This window comes from Massilia sp. UYP32 (assembly GCF_050434365.1).
Lineage (GTDB): Bacteria > Pseudomonadota > Gammaproteobacteria > Burkholderiales > Burkholderiaceae_D > Telluria > Telluria timonae.
Window position 1 is genome coordinate 47,185 of sequence record NZ_JBNDIK010000006.1, and the last position, 18,392, is coordinate 65,576.

Annotated in this window: 18 protein-coding genes; 13 read left to right on the top strand and 5 right to left on the bottom strand. The window is 67.4% G+C overall.

The genetic code is table 11. From position 1 onward, the window contains the following. The first annotated feature begins 192 nt into the window (after positions 1–192). Positions 193–591, top strand: coding sequence for a LytTR family DNA-binding domain-containing protein (locus ABIB42_RS06150; RefSeq protein ID WP_312183236.1), 399 nt, complete (start codon positions 193–195; stop codon positions 589–591). Here the strand turns inward: ABIB42_RS06150 and ABIB42_RS06155 are convergent. Both ABIB42_RS06155 and ABIB42_RS06160 read right to left on the bottom strand, forming a co-directional pair. Continuing rightward, positions 488–835, bottom strand: a complete 348-nt coding sequence (locus ABIB42_RS06155) for a hypothetical protein (protein WP_184236572.1) — start codon at positions 833–835, stop codon at positions 488–490. The two genes, ABIB42_RS06150 and ABIB42_RS06155, sit on opposite strands and share 104 nt — an antisense overlap. Before the next feature lie 34 nt (positions 836–869). Beyond that, positions 870–1,211 carry a DUF6973 domain-containing protein gene (locus ABIB42_RS06160; protein WP_373889472.1) on the bottom strand — a complete coding sequence of 114 codons (342 nt, stop codon included), beginning with the start codon at positions 1,209–1,211 and terminating at the stop codon, positions 870–872. Between ABIB42_RS06160 and ABIB42_RS06165 the strand changes: the two genes are divergently transcribed. Beyond that, complete coding sequence (locus ABIB42_RS06165; RefSeq protein ID WP_370662450.1) at positions 1,150–1,329, top strand: hypothetical protein; 180 nt, start codon at positions 1,150–1,152, stop codon at positions 1,327–1,329. The genes ABIB42_RS06160 and ABIB42_RS06165 overlap by 62 nt on opposite strands. On the opposite strand, the gene ABIB42_RS06170 is transcribed toward ABIB42_RS06165, so the two are convergent. Continuing rightward, positions 1,305–1,682, bottom strand: coding sequence for a hypothetical protein (locus tag ABIB42_RS06170; RefSeq protein WP_219864191.1), 378 nt, complete (start codon positions 1,680–1,682; stop codon positions 1,305–1,307). The two genes, ABIB42_RS06165 and ABIB42_RS06170, sit on opposite strands and share 25 nt — an antisense overlap. Positions 1,683–1,691: 9 nt before the next feature. Then, positions 1,692–2,096, bottom strand: coding sequence for a DUF6973 domain-containing protein (locus tag ABIB42_RS06175; RefSeq protein ID WP_005670612.1), 405 nt, complete (start codon positions 2,094–2,096; stop codon positions 1,692–1,694). Between the two features lie 166 nt (positions 2,097–2,262). Here ABIB42_RS06175 and ABIB42_RS06180 point away from each other — a divergent pair, with 166 nt between their 5' ends. The 11 genes from ABIB42_RS06180 (at position 2,263) to ABIB42_RS06230 (ending at position 16,814) form a co-directional block, all read left to right on the top strand. Next, positions 2,263–3,051: a ferritin-like domain-containing protein gene (locus ABIB42_RS06180; protein WP_005670613.1), complete on the top strand. Its 789-nt coding sequence runs from the start codon at positions 2,263–2,265 to the stop codon at positions 3,049–3,051. Further along, positions 3,051–5,423: a DNA polymerase II gene (locus ABIB42_RS06185; RefSeq protein ID WP_429248071.1), complete on the top strand. Its 2,373-nt coding sequence runs from the start codon at positions 3,051–3,053 to the stop codon at positions 5,421–5,423. The genes ABIB42_RS06180 and ABIB42_RS06185 overlap by 1 nt, the downstream gene beginning before the upstream one ends. 79 nt (positions 5,424–5,502) lie before the next feature. After that, complete coding sequence (locus ABIB42_RS06190) at positions 5,503–7,281, top strand: alkaline phosphatase D family protein (protein WP_429248072.1); 1,779 nt, start codon at positions 5,503–5,505, stop codon at positions 7,279–7,281. Positions 7,282–7,400: 119 nt separating this feature from the next. Then, on the top strand, positions 7,401–8,810 hold the full coding sequence (locus ABIB42_RS06195; protein ID WP_219864187.1) for a GntP family permease: 1,410 nt from the start codon (positions 7,401–7,403) through the stop codon (positions 8,808–8,810). Positions 8,811–8,945: 135 nt separating this feature from the next. Then, positions 8,946–9,905 (top strand): chemotaxis protein, encoded by a 960-nt coding sequence (locus ABIB42_RS06200; RefSeq protein WP_219864186.1) that lies wholly within the window; start codon positions 8,946–8,948, stop codon positions 9,903–9,905. Between the two features lie 50 nt (positions 9,906–9,955). Next, the gene (locus tag ABIB42_RS06205) at positions 9,956–10,897 is read left to right on the top strand and encodes a LysR family transcriptional regulator (RefSeq protein ID WP_429248073.1); all 942 of its coding nucleotides are present in this window, start codon (positions 9,956–9,958) and stop codon (positions 10,895–10,897) included. 142 nt (positions 10,898–11,039) lie between these two features. Beyond that, positions 11,040–12,452, top strand: coding sequence for an efflux transporter outer membrane subunit (locus ABIB42_RS06210; protein ID WP_429248074.1), 1,413 nt, complete (start codon positions 11,040–11,042; stop codon positions 12,450–12,452). 17 nt (positions 12,453–12,469) lie between these two features. Then, the gene (locus tag ABIB42_RS06215) at positions 12,470–13,642 is read left to right on the top strand and encodes an efflux RND transporter periplasmic adaptor subunit (protein ID WP_005670626.1); all 1,173 of its coding nucleotides are present in this window, start codon (positions 12,470–12,472) and stop codon (positions 13,640–13,642) included. A 15-nt stretch (positions 13,643–13,657) separates the two neighbouring features. Beyond that, entirely contained in the window at positions 13,658–15,115 is a 1,458-nt protein-coding gene (locus ABIB42_RS06220) for an MFS transporter (RefSeq protein ID WP_273028779.1), read from the top strand. Between the two features lie 50 nt (positions 15,116–15,165). Continuing rightward, entirely contained in the window at positions 15,166–15,693 is a 528-nt protein-coding gene (locus tag ABIB42_RS06225) for a TetR/AcrR family transcriptional regulator (RefSeq protein WP_429248075.1), read from the top strand. Further along, on the top strand, positions 15,690–16,814 hold the full coding sequence (locus ABIB42_RS06230) for an MFS transporter (protein WP_429248076.1): 1,125 nt from the start codon (positions 15,690–15,692) through the stop codon (positions 16,812–16,814). Before ABIB42_RS06225 ends, ABIB42_RS06230 begins: the two co-directional genes overlap by 4 nt. 69 nt (positions 16,815–16,883) lie before the next feature. Here ABIB42_RS06230 and ABIB42_RS06235 read toward each other — a convergent pair whose 3' ends face one another. After that, positions 16,884–18,386 carry a tripartite tricarboxylate transporter permease gene (locus tag ABIB42_RS06235; RefSeq protein ID WP_005670634.1) on the bottom strand — a complete coding sequence of 501 codons (1,503 nt, stop codon included), beginning with the start codon at positions 18,384–18,386 and terminating at the stop codon, positions 16,884–16,886. Between the last annotated feature and the right edge of the window lie 6 nt (positions 18,387–18,392).

Below are 18,392 nucleotides of genomic sequence, written 5' to 3' on the forward strand. Positions count from 1 at the left end.
GCGCGGGCCGACTGGGCAAGACGGTGGAGCGCCTGCGCGCGCTGGTTGAGGCGCGCCGGGAGCAGGCAGCGGGCGTGGGGGGGCACGGACTCGCTGGGCCAACTGCTCGGCCAGCTCCAGGCGCTGCTGCCGGCGGCAGCATCGATCGAGCGCTTGACGACGGTGCGGGCGGCGGTCGGTAATGTGGTGCGGATGATCCCGGTGGCCGACATCGTGTTCTTCCAGGCGGTCGACAAGTACGTGAACGTGGCGACGGCGGACAGCGAGGCGCTGATTCGGGTGCCGCTGAAGGATTTGCTGCCGCAGCTCGATCCGGACCGGTTCCGACAGGTCAGCCGCAGCATGGTGGTGAATATGGCGTGCGTGCTGAGTGCGGTGCGGGATGACATGGGCAAGGTGACCCTGAACCTGCGCGGGCGGGCGGACAAGCCGCGGGTGAGTCCGGTGTATGCGCATTTGTTCAGGCAGATGTCGGCTACTTGTGACGCTACTCGACCTCCGGGAAGAACATCACGCTGTCGACGTCACCATTGCTCTTGTCTGTCAAAAAGACCAGTAGATAACCCTTGCCATACATACTTTCGACCGTAGTGGGTCCAACGAAATAGGCAGGGTTGGTATCGTAGTCGTAGTAGCCGGTGGGTTCACCCAGCAGCGCTACAATCTCTTTTCTATGGTACGAGGTCACATCGTGTTTTTTCAGCAGCGATGCAGTCATTTCTCCGCGCTGCAGGTCCGTGGCCTTGGCCCACGTTTCAGGGGTGAACTCGCGCGTTCCCAGCCTCCGGGCCTGGTCCTCGACAGTGTTCCAGCAACTCGCGAGGGATGCTGCCAACAGTGTCAATATAAATAAAGCTCGCACTCTTGCCTCACGGTTTGATGACTTTGAGCTGGCCCGAACGTAAAGCTGCAACGGAAAGGTTACTGAGTATTGCATTCGAGCTCAATGTTCTGCCTAGCTTCAATCCAACCGAATTATTGTGCAGATCCATCGCTTTCTCATTCGGTGGGTTATCAGAGAACTCCTCGTGAGCCGAGGTGTATCGCAGGGCTCCCATATAACCGATGTCTCTGCAGAGCATGGCGGACCATAAGCAATGCCGGAATGCATCGCCGTGACCATTATGATCGTGCCTACCGAAGCGTCGTTTGGTCTCGTTAGAAGCTTGCTCAGCGGCGTCGCTGATCAACGACACGTGCTCGGGATACATCAACAAATATACCTTTTCGCGCGACACCGCCGCCGGTTGCGAGGTCGACTTCTGGATCGCCACCGATTTTGGTGCGACTGTATTTGATTTACCTCACTTCACATCGGGAACGAAATGAACGCGTTCGATCCGACCATTATTCTTGTTTGCCTCAAATACCCATAAATAGCCTTTTCCATGAATACTGGTGACGGTATCTGGCCCGACAAAATAGGCCGGATTATTATCGTAGTAGTAGTAGCCTGTGGATGGACCCAGTATCTTTTCGATCTGGCGCCGGTCGAGGGTGGTAGCATCATACTGGCGCAAGAATGACGCGGTCATCCGGCCACGCTCGATCCGCGATGCAGTGGCCCATGATTCGCGCGTGAACTCTCGCTCTCCCAGTTTGATTGCTTGATCAAGGGCTACGTCCGGCGAGCACGCTGAGAGGAAAAGCACTGCAGAAAGCGCGGTGAGGAAGGGTCGCATGGTTTCATCCTAGCGTTCGATGATCTTGAGTCGGCCGGTGCGGAGTGCATCGACGCATCGCAAGATCAGTATCTGATTCGGACCTCCGTAGCGGCCGATACTCAGTCCGACGGCGTTATTATGCAGATCCATCGCCTTCTCATCCGGTGGATTATCCGGAAAAGCTTCGTGCGCATTCGTGTACCGCAATGCGCTGGCATACCCGATGTCTCGCGCGAGAAGTGCGGACCAAAAACAGTGTCGAAACGCGTCCCCCGGCGTATTGCGGCGGCTTCCTGGAAACCGCAGTTCGCTTTCGAGCAGTGCGCGCTGCGCGGATCGCTTGATTACCGCCGCCTGCTCGGGAAACAAGGCGAGATGAATTTTTTCACTTGCCGTCAGCTTCTGGAACAGTTCCGCATACGTCGTTGTCATATGAGTTTCCTTCTATGATAGGCGGTAAGAGTGTTTCATGTTCTGTCGTATTCACTCTTGGTCATGCTCAATCCGTACGCTGGCCCGGCGCTACCGTCAGAAATCAGCGGCACAGGCGCTAAACGAATTGAGTAAAATGCCGTCTTTCGCCAGAACAGATAGCACCATGGAACTCCGCGCCGCGGCGCTGCACGCGCTGCTCGAAACCGATCCTGCCACCAAGGCCCAGGCGGTCGCCGCCTTGAGCGCCGCCTGCAAGGCCGGGACCGTGCGCATCGACACCGCCACCGCGCTCGCCGCGCCCGCCGGCATCCCCGGCCGCCCGGCCCGCCCCGAACTGGTGCCGCCGCTGCAGGTCGGACGCCGCTCGATGGCCACGCCCGAGGGGCGGGCCATGCTGGTCCACGCCCTGGCGCACATCGAATTCAACGCCATCAACCTGGCGCTCGACGCGCTGTGGCGTTTCCATGGCATGCCGGAGCAGTATTACCTCGACTGGCTGCGCGTGGCCGACGAAGAGGCGCTGCACTTCACGATGCTGAGCGCGCACCTGGGCACGCTTGGCCACGCCTACGGCGACTTCCCCGGCCACGACAGCCTGTGGGAGATGGTGGCCAAGACGGGCGACGACGTCATGGCGCGCATGGCGCTGGTGCCGCGCACCCTGGAGGCGCGCGGGCTCGATGCGATTCCGCCACTGCGCAAGAAGATCGCCCAGGCCGGCGACCTGGCCGCGGCCCGGATCCTCGACCGGCTGCTGGTGGACGAAGTAGGGCACGTCGAGATCGGCAACCGCTGGTACTTCAGCCTGTGTCATGAGCGGGGACTGGAGCCGATCGCCACCTACGACGAACTGACCGCGCGCTACAAGGCGCCGGTCCTCAAGGGACCGTTCAATATCGAAGGCCGGCGCCAGGCCGGCTTCACCGAGGCCGAGCTGCAGCGCTACCGCTGATGGACACTGGTGTGGAGACAGGCTTCTTGTTGACGCGCCACTGGCGCGACACCGCCGCCGGCTGCGAGGTCGAGTTCTGGCTCGCCACCGATGCCGGTCCGCGCCGCCTGCGGCTGCCGGTGCAAAAGCCCGTGGCTTTCATCCCGGAAGAGCAGCGCGCCAGCGTCGAACAGTTGCTGGTCGATGAGCGCGGATGGGAACTACGGCCGCTCGACCTGCTCGATTTTCGCCACCGGCCGGTCGCCGGCCTGTACTGCCGCAAGTACCGCCAGCTGCTGCGCATCGAAAAACAGCTGCGCCAGCATGGTCTCGACGTGTTCGAGGGCGACGTGCGTCCGCCGGAGCGCTACCTGATGGAGCGCTTCATCACGGCGCAGGTAGGCTTCGCCGGCACGCCGGTCGATGGCGATCCCTTGCTGCTGGTCGACGCCGTCCTGAAGCCGGCGCCGGGCTACCGGCCGGCGATCCGCACGGTGTCGCTCGACATCGAAACCACCTTCCAGGGCGAGCTGCGCTCGATCGCGCTCGAAGGCTGCGGCCAGCGCCAGGTCTATATGCTCGGGCCGCCCAATGGCGAGGACCGGGAACGCGATTTTGAACTCGACTACTGCGACACCCGGCTCGAACTGCTCGACCGCCTGGAAGAATGGTTCATCCGCCACGACCCCGACGCCATCATCGGCTGGAACCTGATCCAGTTCGACATGCGGGTGCTGCAAAAGCATGCCGATCGTTTCAACCGCCCGCTGCGCCTGGGCCGCGACGGCAGCGCGATCGAGTGGCGCGAACATGGCGGCAAGCAGGAGCATTACTTCATCTGCATCGCCGGTCGCCTGGTCATCGACGGCATCGATGCGCTGCATTCGGCCACCTGGAGCTTCCCGTCCTTCAGTCTCGAGAACGTGTCGCGCGCCTTGCTGGGCGAAGGCAAGGCGATCGACAACCCGCACGATCGCATGGCCGAGATCGACCGCATGTTCGCCGAGGACAAGCCGGCGCTGGCCTGGTACAACCTCAAGGATTGCGAGCTGGTCACGCGCATCTTCGACAAAACCAGGCTGATGGCCTTCCTGCTGGAGCGCGCCAGCGTGACCGGGCTGGCGGCCGACCGCAGCGGCGGTTCGGTGGCGGCCTTCGAGCACCTGTACATGCCGCTGCTGCACCGCCAGGGACGGGTGGCGCCGAACATCGGCGACGTCGCCGGCGCCGACAGTCCCGGCGGCTTCGTGATGGATTCGCGCTCCGGCCTGTACGATTCGGTGCTGGTGCTGGACTACAAAAGCCTGTATCCCTCGATCATCCGCACCTTCCTGATCGATCCGCTCGGCCTGGTCGAAGGCCTGCGCGAGCCCGAGGACGCCACGGTGCCGGGCTACCGCGGCGGGCGCTTCTCGCGCACCAGGCACTGCCTGCCCGGCATCGTGACCCAGGTCTGGGCCGGCCGCGAAGCCGCCAAGCGCGAGCACAATGCGCCGCTGTCGCAGGCGCTGAAGATCATCATGAACGCCTTCTATGGCGTGCTCGGCACCACCGGCTGCCGCTTCTTCGACCCGCGCCTGGCCTCGTCGATCACGATGCGCGGCCACGACATCATGCACCGCACGCGCGAGCTGATCGAGGAGCAGGGCTACCAGGTGATCTACGGCGACACCGATTCGACCTTCGTCTGGCTCGGGCGCGAGCACGCCGAAGGCGATGCGCGCCGCATCGGGCAGGCCCTGGTCGACCACGTCAACGGCTGGTGGCGCAGTCACTTGCAGGCCGAGTTGGGCATCGAGAGCGCGCTCGAACTGGAGTACGACGTGCACTTCCGGCGCTTCCTGATGCCGACCGTGCGCGGTTCGGACGAAGGCAGCAAGAAGCGCTACGCCGGCCTGGCCGCGAGCGCCGATGGCGGCGAAGAGATGGTCTATAAGGGCCTGGAGACGGTGCGCACCGACTGGACTCCGCTCGCGCAAGCCTTCCAGCAGGGGCTCTACGAACGCATCTTCAAGGGCCAGCCCTATGAAGACTATGTGCGCGAGCTGGTCGCGCGCATGCTGCGCGGCGAATGCGACGACGATCTCGTCTACCGCAAGCGCCTGCGCCGGCCGCTGGAGGAGTACCAGCGCAACGTCCCACCGCACGTGCGCGCCGCGCGCATGGCCGACGAGCACCACCTGCGCCAGGGCCGCCCCGCGCTCTACCGCAAGGGCGGCTGGATCCGCTATGTGATGACCTTGAACGGCCCCGAGCCGATGGAAGCCCGCCACGGCGCCATCGACTACGAACACTACCTCACGCGCCAGCTCGAACCGGTGGCCGACGCCATCCTGCCCTTCCTGGGCGACAGCTTCGCCAATCTCACCAGCCCGCAGCAGACGCTGTTCTAGCAGTTCTTGTCGCCCTGTCACGCGTTGGAAACATCGGCTCGCTAGACTGCCGTCACGTTTTCAACAGGAGGGGGACCACGTGGACCGTCGGGGCTTTTTACGTAGCAGCGCATACTTCACCGTCGCCGCCGCAGGCGGCTTGCTTGCCGCCTGTGGCGGTTCGGACGACACGCCGCCGCTGGGCAGCTTCACCTTCCCGCTGGGCGTAGCCAGCGGCGATCCGAAGGAGGGCAGCGTCGTGTTCTGGACCCGTTGCGCGCCGGAGAGCGGCAGCGAAGCGGTCGAACTGCGGCTCGAAGTGGCGATGGACGCCGCCTTCACCCAGGTCGCCGGCGTGGTCGAACTGAACGCGCTGCCGACCTATGACCATACGGTGCGCGCCAAGCTGACCGGCCTCGCCCCAGCCACCCTGTATTACTATCGCTTTCGCGCCGGCGCCGACCTCAGCCCGGTGGGAAGGGCCAGGACCGCACCGGCCGCCGCCAGCACCCCGGCGCAGATGCGCTTCGCCTGGATGACCTGCCAGGACTGGAGCGTCAACCACTGGGCCGCGATGGGCATGATGGCGGCCGAGGAACTCGATTTCATCGTCCACCTGGGCGATTATGTCTACGAGACGATCGGCGCCGACTTCCAGTCGGGACGCGCCGAGCCGGCGCATACGCGCATCGACCTTCCCGACGGCGTGACGATCGCAGGCGGCGCGCGCTACGCCAATACCCTGGCCGACTATCGCACCTTGTACCGCACCTATCGCAGCGATGCGCGCCTGCAGGCGCTGCACGCCAAATGCCCGATGATCGTGATCTGGGACGACCACGAGTTCTCGGACGATTGCTGGCAAGACCACCAGACCTACGACAACGCCAACCAGCAGCAGACGTCGCGCCGCCGCAATGCGACCCAGGCCTGGGCCGAATACATGCCGGTCGACTGGGGCGACGTCTCGTTCGACCTGAACAAGGCAGGCCACGACAATATCCGCATCTACCGTGACTTCCGCTTCGGCGCCCTGATGCACCTGGTGATGACCGACCAACGTTTGTACCGCGATGACCACGTGGTCAATGAAGCGGCCTACGCCGGCATGCTGCAGGGCGACCCGGTGGCCGGTGACGACTCGATCGGCTCGCGCTACTTCGTGCCGCAGCCGCTGCTGGCCCGGTTCGAGGCCGGCGCCAGGACCGCGCTGGGCCGCAATCCGGGCCTGCTGGGACCGACGCAGACGCAGTGGTGGAAGGACACCATGCAAGGCTCGACGGCCACCTGGAAGGTATGGGGCAATGAAGTGACCCTCAACCGCATGTGGCTCGACATGCGCACCATGGCGCCGCCGCCGTACGACAACCTCTATATCGTCAATGCCGACGGCTGGGATGGTTATCCTTCCTATCGCGCCGAGATGCTGGGCCACCTGGCCAGCAACGACGTCAAGAACGTGGTGGCGATCACCGGCGACCTGCACGCGTTCCAGTGCGGCGTGATCTACGACAGCAACGATCCGCGCAGCGGCCGGCCGGTGGCGGTCGACTTCGTCGCAGCCGGCATCAGCAGTTCCTCGTTCTACCAGTACCTGCGCGCCGGCGCCGGCAACACGCCGCTGGCGCCGCTGGTGGCCACGCCGCAGGGCTTCGACCAGGTGCTGCGCATGAACAATCCCGCCTTTGCCTACGCCGACCACGACGCCCAGGGCTATGCGGTGGCAACCGTCACGCCGGCGACGTTCAGCGTCGTGTTCACCAAGGTCAAGCCGCTCGATGCCAATGGCGCGGCGCCGACTGCGCCGCTGGCCAAGCGCACCCGGATCACGCTGGCAAACGGCTCGACGACGCCGCGCGTGGAGGACAACGTCGCCTGAGCACAGCGTGCCGATGCCGCCTGCATAAACGCACGCGACATCGGCGCAAACGCTGTCCCACGGCCGCGCTCCCTTTCTATAATGATGACGTCCTTACACGCCATCGCCATGGAGTCGTCTTGTCCTTCCTGATCGTCCTGGCCGCTCTGGCCTTCCTGATGTTCGCCGCCTACCGCGGCTACAGCGTCATCCTGTTCGCGCCGGTTGCCGCCCTGGGCGCCGTGCTGCTCACCGACCCGGCGCAGGTGGCCCCGGTCTTTTCCGGCATCTTCATGGAAAAGATGGTCGGCTTCGTCAAGCTGTACTTCCCGGTGTTCATGCTCGGTGCGGTGTTCGGCAAGGTGATCGAACTGTCGGGCTTTTCGGAGGCCATCGTGGCGGCGGCGATCCGCTACATCGGCGCCGCGCGCGCCAACGCCGTCATCGTCGCCGTCTGCGCCTTGCTCACCTATGGCGGCGTGTCGCTGTTCGTGGTGGTGTTCGCGGTCTATCCGTTCGCGGCCGAACTCTATCGGCGAAGCGACATCCCCAAGCGCCTGTTGCCGGGGGCGATCGCGCTGGGCGCCTTTTCGTTCACGATGGATGCCTTGCCCGGCACTCCGCAGATCCAGAACATCATCCCGACCACCTTCTTCCAGACCACCTCGTGGGCCGCGCCGGTGCTGGGCACCCTGGGAGCGCTGTTCATCCTGGCGGTCGGGCTGACTTACCTGGAGTGGCGGCGGCGCGCGGCCGCCGCCAAGGGGGAGGGCTATGGCACGTCGCTGGTGAACGAACCGGAGCGGGTGGAGACAAGCGCCGGCGGCTTGCCGCATCCGCTGCTGGCGGTGGCGCCGCTGCTGCTGGTGGGCGTGGCCAACTTTGTCTTCACCCGCATGATTCCGGTCTGGTATGGCGGCGACAGCCACACGGTGCCGCCCGAGATCCTGCCCGGCATCGCCACGCCGGTAACGACGACGATCAAGACCGTGACCGCGATCTGGGCGGTGCAGGCGGCGCTGCTGCTGGGGATCCTGTTCGTGGTCGCGACCGCGTTCACGCGCGTGGCGAGGCGCTTCGCCGACGGCAGCAAGGCGGCGGTGGGCGGCGCGCTGCTGGCGGCGATGAACACGGCGTCGGAGTATGGCTTCGGCGGCGTGATCGCGGCGCTGCCCGGCTTTCTGGTGGTGAGCGACGCGCTGCGCAGCATCCCGAATCCACTGGTGAACGCGGCGGTCTCGGTCAGCGCGCTGGCCGGCATCACCGGCTCGGCCTCGGGCGGCATGAGCATCGCCCTGGCCGCGATGTCCGACGTCTTCATCCGCGGCGCCGGGAATGCCGGGATACCGCTCGAGGTGATGCACCGGGTGGTGGCGATGGCCAGCGGCGGCATGGACACCCTGCCGCACAACGGCGCCGTGATCACCTTGCTGGCGGTCACCGGCCTGACCCACCGCGAGGCCTACCGCGACATCTTCGCCGTCACCCTGATCAAGACGGCGGCTGTCTTCTTTGTCATCGGCGTATATTACGCCCTCGGTCTCACGTGACAATTCGTGGTTTTTTTGCACCTGTTCCCGCAAAATCAGCAAGGCTTATGGCTTGTATTGACCCAAGAAAGAGCCGCGCGACTACAATGAGTTCCGCAATGGTTTCCGTGCAGCACTATTAATCCAGGATGGAACATGAAATCGGTACAGCAAGAAGTCGACGAACGCAGCAACCTGACCGGCACCAACAAATTCGAATTGCTGTTGTTCCGCCTGGGCGGTGACGAGCAGGGCAACCATAACGAGCTGTTCGGCATCAACGTCTTCAAGATCCGCGAGATCGTCGCCATGCCCGAGATCACGGCGGTGGCCGGCGCGCCGCAGCACGTGCTGGGCGTGGTCAACCTGCGCGGCCAGATCATCCAGGTGCTCGACCTGCCGGGCATCACCGGCGTCAAGCCCAAGACCGGCCTGAACATCATGCTGGTGACCGAGTTCGCGCGCACCACCCAGGCCTTTGCCGTCGAGAGCGTGGAAGAGATCGTGCGCCTGGACTGGAGCCAGGTCATGACCGCCGAGCACAGCGCCGGCAGCGGCATGGTGACCAGCATCGCGCGCCTGCCCGAGCAGGATGGCCAGCCGGCGCGCCTGGCCCAGGTGCTGGACGTCGAGACCATCCTGCGCAACCTGAATCCGAACCAGGAGCGCGAGAACATGGAGCAGGCGGTGGGCGCCAAGATCACGATCAAGCCGGGCGCCGTGATCCTGGCGGCCGACGATTCGGTGGTGGCGCGCGCGCTGATCGAGCAGGGCCTGGACGCGATGGGCCTGCCCTACATCATGACCAAGAGCGGCAAGGAAGCCTGGGACCAGCTGGGCACGATCGCCGCCGCGGCCGAAGCCGAAGGCCGCACCGTGTACGACCGCGTGGCCATGGTGCTGACCGACCTCGAGATGCCCGAGATGGACGGCTTCACGCTCACCCGCAACATCAAGTCGAGCAACCGCTTCGGCAACCTGCCGGTGGTCATCCACTCTTCGCTGTCGGGCACCACCAACGAAGAACACGTCAAGAACGTGCGCGCCGACGCCTACGTGGCCAAGTTCTCGGCCGAAGACCTGTCGCGCACCCTGCGCAAGGTGCTGGGCGGCTGATCCTGCCCCCGGGGATCACATGCCAGTTGCCGCAATGATATGATGCGGGCGTGATCCCCGACCTTTCCCACTTACTCATCCTCGACAGCCTCCTGCGCGAGGGCAGCCTGACCCGCACCGCCGAACTGCTCGGCATGACCCAGCCCACCGTCAGCCGCGCGCTGGCGAAACTGCGGCGCCATTTCGGCGACCCGCTATTCGTGCGCTCGGGCCAGCGCATGCAGCCCACCTCCCGCGCCCTCGAACTGGCCGGCCCGGTGGCGGCCGTGCTGGACGCGGCGCGCCAGCTCGAAGGCGGCCCGGCCGCCTTCGATCCGCTCAGCGCCACCCGTTCCTTCGGCCTGTACATGGTCGACGGCGCGGTGGTGAATATCCTGCCCCAGCTGCTGGACGGGCTGGCCAGGCTGGAGAACGGCGCCGCCGGCCTGCAGCTGCGCAGCGTGCACATCGATCCCGGCTCGCTCGAGGCCCAGCTCGAACGCGGCCATATCGACCTGGCCATCGGTCGCTTTCCGCACCTGCTCAACAACATCCGCCAGCGCAAGCTGTGGGACGACGAATACGCCTGCCTGATGCGGCCCGGCCATCCCTGGGCCGGCCAACTCGACCGCGACACCTGGCTGACCCACCGCCACGTGCTGATCGAGATGGAGCACACCAGCCACCACAACGTGGCCGTGACCCGCAAGCTGGAAACGCTGCTGGAGCCCACCCGCATCCTGTGCCACGTGCCGAGCTTCACCTCGGCGGCGCACATCGCGCTGCATACCGACGCCATCGCCACCATTCCGCTGCGCCTGGCGCGACCGCTGGCGCGCGACCTCGGCCTGGTGCTGGCGCCGATGCCGGTCGAGCTGCCGCCGCTGCAGCTGGCGCTGTACTGGCACGAGCGCAGCCACCGCGACCCGGCCAACCGCTGGCTGCGCGAGTTCGTGCTGACGACCCTGACCAATACGCTGGGGGCCGGGACCGGTTATGCAGATTCTGCATGATGTCCATGCCGCTTATGGCATGGCCTAAATAACTCAGAGCAACTATGCTTCGGCTATCCCTGTATTTTTGCCGAGGCACACCATGCTTCAATCCCTTCCCGCGCCAGGCCGGTGTTCGACCCGCCTGGCGCTTGTTTCTGCAATGCTCGTACTCAGCGGCTGCGTGTCGATGGGCGCGCAGCCGCAATTGGCCCGCCTGAACCAGGACGCGGCTGCAAATTCATCGCGCGCTATTGGGTCGTTGGCGACCGAGACCGCCGCCTGGCCGGCCCAGGATTGGTGGCGCGCCTATGGCGACCCCCAGCTCGACCGGCTGGTGGAGGGCGCGCGCGATGCCAGCCCGACGATCGCCGGCGCGCTCGCGCGGGTGCGCCAGGCGGCGGCCCTCGAAGGCCTGGCCGCAGCGAGCCTGGGGCCGCAGGCCAACGCCTCGGTCCGTTCCGCGCGCCAGCGCTACAGCGAGAACGGCAGCGTGCCCAAGCCGCTGGCCGGTAGCTGGCAGTGGGTCAACGACGCCAGCCTCAACCTGGGTGTCGAACTCGATTTCTGGGGCAAGAACGCGGCCAGCGTGGCCGCCGCCGCCGGCCGCGTCAATGCGCGCCAGGCCGAAGCCCAGGCCGCGCGCCTGGCGGTGTCGACCGCCGTGGTGCAGGCCTACCTGCGCCTGGACCACCTGTATGCGCAACGCGACCTGGCCGAGCAGGAGCTGCGCCAGCGCAGCCGCATCCTCGAGCTGGTGCAGCAGCGCGTCTCCGCGCAGCTCGACAGCAAGGCGGAGCTGAAGCAGGCCGAGATCGGCGTGCCAGCCGCGCGCGGCCAGATCGCGGCGCTGGACGAGGCGATCGCGCTGACCCGGGGCCAGATCGCGGCCCTGGGGGCGCAAGGCCAGGACGCGGCCGAGTCGATCGCCCGTCCACGACTGCGCCTGGACCGCCCGGCGGCGGCGCCGGCCGACGTGCCGGCCGCGCTGCTGGGCCGCCGTCCGGAACTGGTGGCGCTGCGCTGGCAGGTCGAGGCGGCCAGCGGCGAGATCGACGTCGCCAAGGCGCAGTTCTATCCGACCGTGAACCTGAGCGTGTCCGGCGGCCTGGCCAGCCTGGGCTTCGACCGCCTGCTGCAGGGCGGCAGCCGCAGCTTCGCGGCCGGCCCGCTGGTGACCCTGCCGCTGCTCGACGGCGGCCGGCTGCGCAGCAATCTCGCGGCGCGCAACGCCGAATTCGACGTCGCGGTCGAGAACTACAACGCCGCCGTGATCGATGCGCTGCGCGACGTGACGGCGCAACTGACGTCGCTGCGCTGGCTGGGCGAACGGGTGCGCGAGCAGGACCAGGCCCTGGCCGCCGCCGAGCAGGCCTATGAGCTGGCCGAGCAGCGCTACCGCGCGGGGCTGGGCAACTTCGTGCAGGTCCTGATCGCCGAAACCCAGGTCGTGGCCCAGCGCCGCGCCCAGGCCGAGCTGGACGCCCGCGCCTACGAGCTGGACGTGAACCTGGTGCGCGCGCTGGGTGGCGGCTACCAGGCCCCGGCCGCCAGGCCCGCGCTGGCCGCACATTGAAGAATCGAGAGAACGCTATGGACACCAATAATACGAACAACGCTCCCCAGGGCCGCCGCAAGCTGGCGCTCGGCCTTTCTGTCGCCGTGCTGGCCGCCGCCGGCGGCATCGCCTGGTCCTCGCCCGAGGTGCTGGGCATCGGCTGGAACAGCCAGCACACCGAGGACGCCTACGTCGAGGGCAACCTGGTGCAGGTGACCCCGCAGGTCGCCGGCACCGTGACCCGCATCGCGGCCGACAACACCGATTTCGTGCGGCCCGGCGACGTGCTGGTGCAGCTTAACGAGGTCGACGCGCGCCTGGCCCAGGACCGCGCCGAGGCGGCGCTGGCCAAGTCGGCGCGCCAGGTGCGGGCCCAGTTCGCCGGCGTCGAGCAGCTGCGCGCGACGGTCGCCCAGCGCGAGGCCGATCTCGGCAAGGCCGCCAGCGACCTCGAACGCCGGCGCAAGCTGGCCGACACCGGCGCCGTGTCGGGCGAGGACATCCGCCATGCCGAGGATGCCGTGGCCGCCGCCCGCGCAGCGCTCACCGCCGCGCGCCAGCAGGTCGGCTCGGCGCTGGCCCTGGTCGACGGCACCACGGTCGAAAGCCATCCCGACGTGCAGGCCGCGATCGCCCAGCTGCGCGACGCCTCGCTGGGTCTGGCGCGCACCACGCTGGCCGCGCCGGTGGGCGGCATCGTGGCGCGCCGCAACGTCCAGATCGGCCAGCGCGTGGCCCAGGGCACGCCGCTGATGGCGATCGTGCCGCTGGACCAGATGTGGGTCACCGCCAACCTGAAGGAAACCCAGCTCAAGGACGTGCGCATCGGCCAGCCGGTGGCGGTGACGGCCGACGTGTACGGCAAGGACGTCGTCTTCCATGGCCGCGTGGTCGGCCAGGAAGCCGGCACCGGCAGCGCCTTCGCCGCCGTCCCGGCCCAGAACGCGACCGGCAACTGGATCAAGGTGGTGCAGCGGGTGCCGGTGCGCATCGCGCTCGACCCGGCCGACCTGGCGCGCCATCCGCTGCGCCTGGGCCTGTCGATGAAGGTGGCGATCGACACCAGCAGCAAGCAGGGCCTGAGCCTGATGCAGGCCGGGGCCGCGCGCCAGCAGTACAAGACCGTCGTGTTCGAGACCGAGTCGCATGGCGCCGACGAGGCGATCCGGCGCGCGCTCGGTCACCCGGGCGCGGTGGCGTCGCGTTGATGGAAAGGGCAGGCGATGAACGCCCCCGCTAAACTTGCGATTCCACGTCCGGCGCTGCTGGCCGCGATCTTCGTGTTCAACTTCATCGAGTTCCTCTCGACCGGCATGACGGTGTTCGCGGCGTCGGCCATCATGGGCCACGTCGGCGCCTCGCCCGAGGAATACGCCACCGTCTCGGCGCTGTACGCGGCGGTGGCGGTGCTGTCGATCTCGCAGCTGACGGTGATGGTGCAGCGCCTCGGCTGGCGCAACTACCTGCTGGGCGGCGTGGTGTTCTACATGGTCGGCGCCTGGATCTGCGCGGGCAGCGGCAGCGTCGCCGCCTTCGCCGGCGGCCGGCTGTTGATGGCCATCGGCGGCGGCGTGTTCATGACCGCCTCGCGCATGATGGTCAACCTGATTCCGCCTTCGCCCCAGCGCCTGCAGGGCATCGCGGCATTCGGCAGCGCGCTGTCGCTCGGCCTGGCGCTCGGCCCCCTGGCCGCGGCGAAGTTCATCGGCCACGAGGCATGGGGTGGGATGTTCCTGCTGCTGGCGACGCTGGCCGCGATCGGCGCCGGCATCGCGGCGCGCTGGCTGCCGCTCGGCGCCGACACGCTGGACGGCACGCCGACGCGCCTGCACGTGCCGGATGCGATCCTGCTGGGCGGCGGCGCCGCGATCACGCTGTTCGCCCTGCAGCACCTGACCTACGACTGGCATGGCGGCCAGCGCGGCGCGCTGCTCGGCCACCTGGCGCTGGGCCTGGCCTTGCTGCTGGCCTTCGGCCTCGTCAAGGCGCGCCGCCACGAACCCTTCCTGCACCTGAACATCCTCGCCAGCGCACGCTATCGCCTGGGCCTGGTCATCTTCGCGGTCTGCTACGCGGTGCTCGGAATGGTCAATACCCTGTTGCCGCAGGCGGTGCAGAAGGGCCTCGGCATGGGGCTGGAGCAGGCCGGCGTGCTGCAAGGCGTGGGGCTGCTGTCGACCTTCGTCGTGTTCGTGGTGATGCTGCAGATGGTCAAGCGCAATCCGCATCCGACCAGGTTCTTCGTGACCGGCTTCCTGATGCTGGCGGCGCTCGGCTGGCGCTTCGCCACCCTGGATCCGCGCGCCAACGCCTGGGACACGGTGATGTTGTGGATGGGCCTGTTCGGCGGCTTCCTGACGCTCGGCATGGCGACCGCCGCGATCCACTCGTTCAAGGATCTGCAGGCGGACAACGTGGTGTTCGCGCACGCCCAGCAGCTCAAGAACATGCTGGGGCAGGTGGGCCTGGCGCTGGGCGTCGGCGTGACCAATATCGCGCTGCAGGAGCGCACGGCGCTGCATTCCTCGCGGCTGGCCGAGAAGGCCGGCCCGATCGGCGACGGCGGGCTGGAGCTGGCGCGCCAGGCCGGACTGCTGGCGGGCCAGGACCTGTTCTGGGTCGTGATGTGGGTGGGCCTGGTCGGGGCCGTGCTGCTGACCATGCAGCGCCGGTTCGACTAGGGGGGGCAAGCGTGCGCCCGGGTGTAAAACGATCGTTTTACACTGGGGCCATGGATACCAACCCAGCACTCCTTGCCATTGCCGAGCGCCTGTTCTACGAACACGGCTACATGGCCACCAATATGGACACCCTGGCGCGCGCCGCCAGGATGTCGAGCCGCACCCTCTATAAACATGCCGGCAGCAAGGCCGCCCTGGTGGGCGAGGTGCTCGCCGCGCGTGACCGGCGCTTCTTCGAGCAGGTCGATGGACTCGACGTGCGCGCGCTGTTCGCCGCGCTGGCCGGCTGGATCGCGCACGAAGGAGCGCGCGGCTGCCTGTTCCTGCGCATCCTCGGCGAGACCGGCGGCGCCGAGCCGGCGATCGTGGCGGCGGTGCAGGCCCACAAGGCCAGGCTGCGCCAGCACGTCGCGCGCATCGTCGAGGCCGATCTCGGGCGCGCCGACGACGTCCTGGCCGGGCGCATCGTCCTGCTGTTCGAAGGCGCGGTGGCCGCCAGCGCCTGGCAGGGGGCGAGCGCGATCGAGGCGGCGTGCGGGGCCGCCGTGGACCTGGTTGCGATGGCGCGCGCGGCGTGAAGCAGGCCCTCGCTCTCGGCGCCACCGGCTTCGGCCTGATCGCGGTCTGCTACGGCTTCGCGCGCTTCGCCTTCGGCCTGTTCCTGCCCGCGATCTCGGCCGATTTCGACCTCTCGTCCTCGCTGGCGGGGATCATCTCGGCGGGGTCCTTTCTTGGTTTTTGCCTGGCGATCGTGCTGGCGGCCTGGCTGACCGAACGCCGCGGGCCGCGCTTCGTGGCGGTGGCGGCGGGGGTGTCCGGCGCCGCCGGCATGATCGGGATCGCCAGCGCCGCGTCGCCCGCCTGGCTGGCCGTTGCGGTGATCGTGGCCGGTTCGAGCACCGGCCTGGCGTCGCCGGCGCTGGCCGCGGCCGTGACGGCGATGCTGCCGCCCGCCAGGCACGACACGACCAACACCTTCATCAACGCCGGCACCAGCGCCGGCGTCGCCCTGTCCGGCCCGGTGGCGGCGCTGATGGGGGCCGAGTGGCGGCTGGCCTATGCCGGCTTCGCCGGCGCGACGCTCCTGATGGTCGGCGCGACCCTGAAGGTGCTGTCCGCCGGCACGCCGCGGCCCGTCGTCGCTGCGCCGCTGCTGCCCCGGCTTTCGCCCGACCTGATGCGGCTGGCCGCGGCCGCCGGCCTGAGCGGAGCGGCGAGCACCGTGGTCTGGAGTTTCGGGGCCGACCTGCTGGAGGCCAATCTCGGCTGGCGCGGGCGCCAGGTCGGCATGCTGTGGACCGTCATGGGGTGCGCGGGCGTGGCCGGCGCCATGGCCGGATCGCTGATCGCTCGCTACGGGATGCGCGCGGTGCACCTTGTGTTCCACGTCGCGCTGGGGCTGGCGGTTGCCGCCGTCGGCCTGGATGGCGCGCCGCCGTGGCTGGTGTTCATGGGCGGCGGCCTGTTCGGCGCCGCCTACCTGATGCTGACCGGTGTCTATCTGGTGTGGAGCATCGCAGCGCTGCCCGCGCGGCCCGCGACCGGCGTGACGCTGGCCTTCCTGGCGCTGGCGGTGGGTCAGACGCTGGGCGCATTGGGCTTCGGCTTTCTGATGGAGCGCGCCTCGCCGAACGCCGCCGTGGCGTCGTTCGCGGCGCTGGCCCTCGTCGCCGGCCTCGTTCGGCGCGGCCCGGAATGACAACGCCCGGCGCCAGCCTGGAAAGGCCGGCGCCGGGCGGCGCACGGGGTTCGCTCCGCGTTCAGCGCATCAGTCTTCCTGGAACGCCTCTTCGCGCTTCTTGCGCAGTGACGGCAGCAGCACGACGATCATCGCCGCGGCGGCCAGGCCCAGCATCACGCCCGAGATCGGACGCTCGATGAACACCATCGGATCGCTGCGCGACAGCAGCAGGGCGCGGCGCAGGTACTCTTCCATCATCGGTCCGATGATGAAGCCGAGCAGCATCGGCGCCGGTTCCAGTTCCAGCTTGGCGCACAGGTAGCCCAGCAGGCCGAACAGCGCCATCAGGTAGACGTCGAAGTTGCTGTTGTTCAGGCTGAACACGCCGATCGCGCAGAACATCAGGATCGCCGGATACAGCAGCTGGTAAGGCACCATGATCATGCGCACCCAGATGCCGATCATCGGCAGGTTCAGCACGACCAGGAACAGGTTACCGATCCACATCGAGACGATCAGGCCCCAGAACAGGCCGGGCTGCTCGGTCATCACGGCCGGACCCGGCTGGATGCCCTGGATGATCATCGCGCCGATCATCAGCGCCATCACCGGGTTCGACGGGATGCCGAGGGTCAGCATCGGGATGAACGAGGTCTGGGCGCCGGCGTTGTTGGCCGCTTCCGGGGCCGCCACGCCTTCGATCGCGCCCTTGCCGAACTGCGCCGAGTTCTTCGACACCTTCTTCTCCAGCGAGTAGGAGGCGAACGACGCCAGCATCGCGCCGCCGCCCGGCAGGATACCGAGGATCGAGCCGAGGCCGGTCGCGCGCAGGACCGGGGCGATGATGCGCTTGAAGTCGTCCTTGCTCAGCATCAGGCCCTTGACCTTCTTCATCACCAGGTTGCGCGACTCGTCGTGCTCCAGGTTGCGGACGATCTCGCCGATGCCGAACATGCCCATCGCGACGATCACGAAGTTGATGCCGTCGGCCAGCTGCGGCAGGTCGAAGGTGTAGCGCGCCGAGCCCGAGTTGACGTCGGTGCCCACCACGCCCAGCAGCAGGCCGAGCAGCACCATGCCGATCGCCTTGAGCAGCGAGCCGCTGGCCAGGACCACCGAGGCGACCAGGCCGAGCACCATCAGCGAGAAGTATTCGGCGGGGCCGAATTCGAGGGCCATGTCGGCCAGCGGCGGCGCGGCCAGGGCCAGCAGCACGGTGGCGACCGAACCGGCGAAGAACGAGGCGATCGCCGCGGTGGCCAGCGCCTTGCCGGCGTTGCCGTTGCGCGCCATCTGGTAGCCGTCCAGGGCCGTCACGACCGACGAGGATTCACCCGGCAGGTTGACCAGGATCGCGGTGGTCGAGCCGCCGTACTGGGCGCCATAGTAGATGCCGGCCAACATGATCAGCGCCGATTCCGGCGGCAGGCCGAAGGTCGCCGGCAGCAGCATGGCGATGGTGGCGATCGGGCCGAGACCCGGCAGCACGCCGACCGCGGTGCCGACGAAGACGCCGACCAGGCAGTAGAACAGGTTTTGAAGCGTGAAGGCCGTTTCGAGGCCGAGGGCGAGATTGCTGAAGAGTTCCATATTCTA